Source organism: Streptomyces sp. NPDC059695 (genome assembly GCF_042733785.1).
In the GTDB taxonomy this organism is placed as follows: domain Bacteria; phylum Actinomycetota; class Actinomycetes; order Streptomycetales; family Streptomycetaceae; genus Streptomyces.
This window is the reverse complement of sequence record NZ_JBHWFF010000045.1, coordinates 44,717-49,882: the sequence shown is the minus strand read 5'-3', so window position 1 is coordinate 49,882 and position 5,166 is coordinate 44,717. Positions and strand designations below refer to the sequence as shown.

The window sequence follows — 5,166 nt, the reverse complement described above, 5'->3', positions numbered from 1 at the left end:
CGCCGGGCCCCCCCCCCGCGCCCGTCCGCCCGCGCGCTGGGGTCTTCTTTTTGGGGGAACAGTTGTTGCCCCCCCCCCCCCGGCCCCCCGCGGGGGCGGCGCCCGCCTCGGCGGACTCGCGGCGTACGGTGACGACGCGCTGGCCCAGGGTCACGGCGCTGCCGGCGGCCACGATCCACAGGGCGATCGGGAGCAGGATCTGGACGCCGGGGACGCCGAACGTGTGGAGTCCGGCGAGGCCGGCGGCGACGAGCGAGATCACCAGGCGCTCGGCGCGCTCGACCAGGCCGTTCACCGCGACGGGCAGGCCGATCGATTCGCCGCGGGCCTTCGTGTACGAGACGACCTGGCCGCTCGCGAGGCAGAAGATCGCCACGGCGCACATGACGTTGTCGTCGCCCTTGCCGGCGTACCAGAGCGCGAAGCCGCCGAAGATCGCGCCGTCGGCGACCCGGTCGAGCGTCGAGTCGAGGAAGGCTCCCCATCGGCTGGAGATCCCGGCCTGCCGGGCCATGTTGCCGTCGACGAGGTCGGAGAAGACGAAGAGGGTGATGATGATCGTGCCCCAGAAGAACTCTCCACGGGGGAAGAAGACCAGGGCACCGGCCATCACCCCCGCCGTGCCGATGAGCGTGACCGCGTCGGGGCTGACGCCCCGGCGGAGCAGAAACGCGGCGAACGGTGTGAGGACACGCGTGAAAAAGGCACGCGCGTACTTGTTCAGCATGGCCTTCCCGAGGTTCGGTGGGCCGCGCGGCCCCTACGACCACCGGCTCACCCATCGTAGCCACGAGCGTCCCGGCCTACCGGCGGGTACCCTCCCCGCCGCGTCGGCGTCCCGCCGACGGCCACCCGGGGGGCTCCCCGGTGTACGACGTATGGACGCGTCCTGGCGTCGGTGCAAAGCTCGAAGGACCACCGCGGGCACCGCCGGAGCCGTACCGCGACACACCACTCCCCCGCGCCCGCGTCCCGCCGCACCGTGCGAGCAGTCGGGAGGAACACATCATGGGTGACAAGGCGAAGACGGCCGCCGGAGCCGCCGGAAGGGCCCCTACGGCCGACCGGCCCTCGGCCGTGCGGAACGTGGTGCTGGTCGGCCACAGCGGATCGGGAAAGACGACGCTCGTCGAGGCGCTGGCGCAGACCGCGGGAGCGGTCAACCGGGCCGGGCGGGTCGAGGACGGCGGCACCGTCTCCGACTACGACGAGATCGAGCACCGCCAGCAGCGTTCCGTCCAGCTCTCCCTGGTCCCGGTCGGCTGGGACGGATACAAGATCAACCTTCTCGACACCCCTGGATACGCCGACTTCGTCGGGGAGCTGAGGGCCGGTCTGCGCGCGGCGGACGCGGCCCTCTTCGTCGTCTCCGCCGCCCAGGAGGCCGACGCCGTCGCCGCCTCCACGCGCGCGATCTGGGAGGAGTGCGCCGCCGTCGGGATGCCCCGCGCCATCGTCGTGACCCACCTGGACACCGCCCGCACCGACTTCACCGAGCTCACCGCCGTCTGCGCCGGGCTCTTCGGCAGGGACGACCCCGACGCGGTCCTGCCCCTCTACCTTCCGGTGCGCGGCGCCGAGGGCGCCGACGGGCACGCGCCCGCGACCGGCCTGGCCGGCCTGCTCTCGGAACGGATCTTCGACTACTCCTCGGGGGTGCGCCGGGAGGAGCCGCCCGACGACGCGCAGCGGGAGCTCATCGCTCAGGCCCGTGCCCGGCTCATCGAGGGGATCATCGCCGAGAGCGAGGACGAGACCCTCATGGACCGCTACCTCGGCGGCGAGGACGTCGAGGTGAAGACCCTCGTCGACGACCTGGAGAAGGCCGTCGCGCGGGGCGCCTTCCATCCGGTGCTCGCGGCCGCCCCCGCCGCCGACGGCGGGACGCAGGGTCTCGGCACCCTGGAGCTCCTGGAGCTGATCACCGGCGGTTTCCCGTCCCCGCTGGAGCACGAGGCGCCCGCGGTCACCACCCCCGACGGGCGCTCCCGGCCGGCGATCACCTGCGACCCCGACGGGCCGCTGGTCGCCGAGGTCGTCAAGACGGCCGCCGATCCCTATGTGGGGCGGATCTCCCTGGTACGGGTCTTCTCCGGCACCCTGCGCCCCGACGAGACCGTGCACATCTCGGGCCACGGCCTCGCCGACCGGTCGCACGACGGGCACGAGCTCCACGAGGCGGACGAGCGGACCGGCGGGCTCACCTCTCCGTTCGGCCGGCAGCAGCGGCCGCTCGCGGAGTGCATCGCCGGGGACCTCGCCTGTGTCGCCCGGCTCGGCCGCGCGGAGACCGGTGACACCGTCTCCGCCAAGGACGATCCGCTGCTGATGGAGCCGTGGGCCATGCCGGAGCCGCTGCTGCCGCTGGCCGTCCAGGCCCACGGCAAGGCCGACGAGGACCGGCTCTCGCAGGGCCTGTCCCGGCTGGTCGCCGAGGACCCGACGCTGCGGCTCGAACAGAACCAGGACACCCGGCAGGTGGTGCTGTGGTGTCTGGGCGAGGCCCATCAGGAGGTCGCCCTGGAGCGGCTGCGCGGCCGGTACGGGGTGCAGGTCGACGCCGTGCTGTACAAGGTGGCGCTGCGCGAGACCTTCGGCGGCGCCGCCACCGGCCGGGGGCGGCACGTCAAGCAGTCCGGCGGCCACGGCCAGTACGCCATCTGCGAGATCGACGTGGAGCCGCTGCCGCCGGGCAGCGGCATCGAGTTCGTGGACAAGGTGGTCGGCGGCGCCGTCCCGCGCCAGTTCGTCCCGTCCGTGGAGAAGGGCGTGCGGGCGCAGGCCGCGCGGGGGCTCGCCGCCGGGCATCCCCTGGTCGACATCCGGGTCACCCTGCGGGACGGCAAGGCCCACTCGGTGGACTCCTCCGACGCCGCGTTCCAGACGGCCGGGGCGCTGGCGCTGCGCGAGGCCGCCGCCGAGGTGCCGGTCCACCTCCTGGAGCCGGTCGCCCGGGTCGAGGTGCTCGTCCCGGACGAGTACGTCGGCCCGGTCATGAGCGATCTGTCGGGACGCCGCGGCCGGGTCGTCGGCACCGACCAGGCGGGGCCGGGGCGGACCGTGGTCCGTGCCGAGGTGCCGGAGATCGAGATCGGGCGGTACGCGATCGACCTGCGTTCCCTCGCGCACGGCACCGGACGGTTCGACCGCACGTACGCCCGGCACGAGCCGATGCCCCCTCACCTGGCGGACAGGATTCGCGAACAGGCCGAAAAGGGAGCCTAGTTGACGGAATGACGGGGGTACGCGTCCGCCCGGCGCCCGCCGGGCGGACGTCATTCGGCCGTGATATCCACAGGCCGTGACGCATCCGGCCATACCCGGTTACGCTGTGGTGCCCAGCTCAGAAGGTGTGCGGGGCGCGGCAGTTGGGCACAGCCCGCACAGGTACTCGCTCGCGATGGGGGCGGCAGTGGCGATCGACGGTTTTGGACCCGGGGCTCAGATCCCCCTGCAGAGCACGGGCGGCGGCACCGGCGCGACGAGCGCGCTGGCGTCCGCCGCGTACCGGGACAGTCCGCTGGACACGATCAAGCAGGCCGACAACGACCTCTACAAGACCACGGTCAAGGAGGGGAAGTGGGGGCTCTTCAGCCCCGACCTCGGTGAGGCCTTCTCCCGCGCGGTCCAGGTCCGGATGCTGGGCGGCGGTCGCAAGGCGCTGATCCAGTCCTTCGGGGCCGAACCGCAGCCGGTCGTGGAGCACTGCCTGGCCGCGACACATCTGCGCAGGCAGCGGGACGTGAAGCTGACCCTGGTCACGTTCTTCTGCGGCGTGCTGTTCCTGCCGGGTCTGCTGCTGTGGCTCGGCGTCATCCAGCTCCGCCGCCTCGTCGCGGGCTCCGAGAACAAGCGCAACAGCGCCCTCGGCACCGCCCTCCTCTGGGCCGCCGGGATCTTCGCCGCGCTCGTCCTGCTCAAGCTGCCCTTCGACGGGATCCTGCCGAACTACCTGCGCGCGATGGTGGTGGCCCCCGTCGTCGGCTGGTTCCTCGCGAGCCGGATCTGCCAGAACGCCGCGGTCGACCTGCGGGAGCGCTGGAGCGGTCTGCTCGGCGGCGGCGGGGTCGGCCCGCACGTCCCCAAGTCCGCCCCCCGCGACCCGGGCGAGAAGTCCGCCGAGGCGCTCCGGGTCAACCTGGAGAAGCTCGCCGCGGAGCAGCAGTCCAACGTCGTCTTCTACGCCGGCTCCAAGGGCATCCTCGGCCTGGGCACCCGCTGGGGCAGCTGGACGCTCGCCGAGGAGCTGGTCCCCCAGCCCGGCAAGGAGCTCCACGCCTTCCGCTCGTGGGACGTCGTCCGCAGGATCCACGACGAGCTGGCGCTCCTGGAGCGCGGTTCCCTGAAGACCGGCTTCCCCAAGCCGACGGTCAAGCACTGGATCGTGTCCCCGGTCGGCGAGGGCGCCGACGAGGTCAGCCGCCCCGAGGGCGACAACATCGTCCACTACCAGGTCAAGCCGCACGAGATACAGCGCATCTGCAACGACCAGCAGTTCGGCGCGGGCAACCGCCACTACCTCGGTGTGCAGTTCACCCTCTGGGACGGCAACCTCGTCCTCACCATGATGGTCACCGTCACCTCGCTCCACCACACGCTGCGGATCGAGGTCACCGGTCACGCGCTCGGTCCCGTCCACGGCCTCTTCACCACGAAGCCGAAGGCGAGGACCAAGGAGGTCGCCAAGACCGTCCGCTTCTGGGAGACGAAGGAGATCCAGCAGTCGCTCCTGACCACGAACGACATCGTCCGGCTCGCGGTGCGCGCCCCGCTCACCTGGTACCCGCCGGTCCTGGAGTTCCTCGGCGGCAAGATGAGCCTGCCCGAGCCGTTCGGTCTGCGGCACGTCTGGGCCGGACCGCTCTGGAAGAACCGCTTCATGGCCGACGACGCGATCCGCATGGCCACGCCCGTGCTCCGCGCCGTGCACGCCGCGACGCTGAAGGTCCTCGACGAGCACAACGTCGAGACGGAGCGCTTCACCAACCGCTCGCTGGTGCTGAGCGGCGGCATCCAGGACCCGGGCCCGAAGAAGGCCGACGTCTACGACGCCTGATCCGGTCCCGGGGGGGGGGGGGGGGCGGGGGGGGCGGGCGGCGGGGCCGGGCCGGGGGGGGGGGGGGGGGGGGGGCCGGGGGGCCCGCCGCGCCACGCGGGGGGGGCGGC

Annotated in this window: 3 protein-coding genes; 2 read left to right on the top strand and 1 reads right to left on the bottom strand. The window is 72.8% G+C overall.

What is annotated here, in order from left to right:
- A partial coding sequence (gene pgsA, locus ACFV2S_RS34355; RefSeq protein WP_385568667.1) for a phosphatidylinositol phosphate synthase occupies positions 1-727 on the bottom strand: 727 nt, incomplete at its 3' end.
- Between the two features lie 281 nt (positions 728-1,008).
- Between pgsA and ACFV2S_RS34350 the strand changes: the two genes are divergently transcribed.
- Complete coding sequence (locus tag ACFV2S_RS34350) at positions 1,009-3,225, top strand: elongation factor G-like protein EF-G2 (protein WP_385568662.1); 2,217 nt, start codon at positions 1,009-1,011, stop codon at positions 3,223-3,225.
- Between the two features lie 175 nt (positions 3,226-3,400).
- Complete coding sequence (locus ACFV2S_RS34345) at positions 3,401-5,056, top strand: hypothetical protein (RefSeq protein ID WP_385568658.1); 1,656 nt, start codon at positions 3,401-3,403, stop codon at positions 5,054-5,056.
- Positions 5,057-5,166 lie beyond the last annotated feature (110 nt).

Coding starts and splice junctions, on each gene's coding strand:
- ACFV2S_RS34350 (WP_385568662.1), top strand. CDS start 1,009: ATGGGTGACAAGGCGAAGACGGCCGCCGGAGCCGCCGGAAGGGCCCCT.
- ACFV2S_RS34345 (WP_385568658.1), top strand. CDS start 3,401: ATGGGGGCGGCAGTGGCGATCGACGGTTTTGGACCCGGGGCTCAGATC.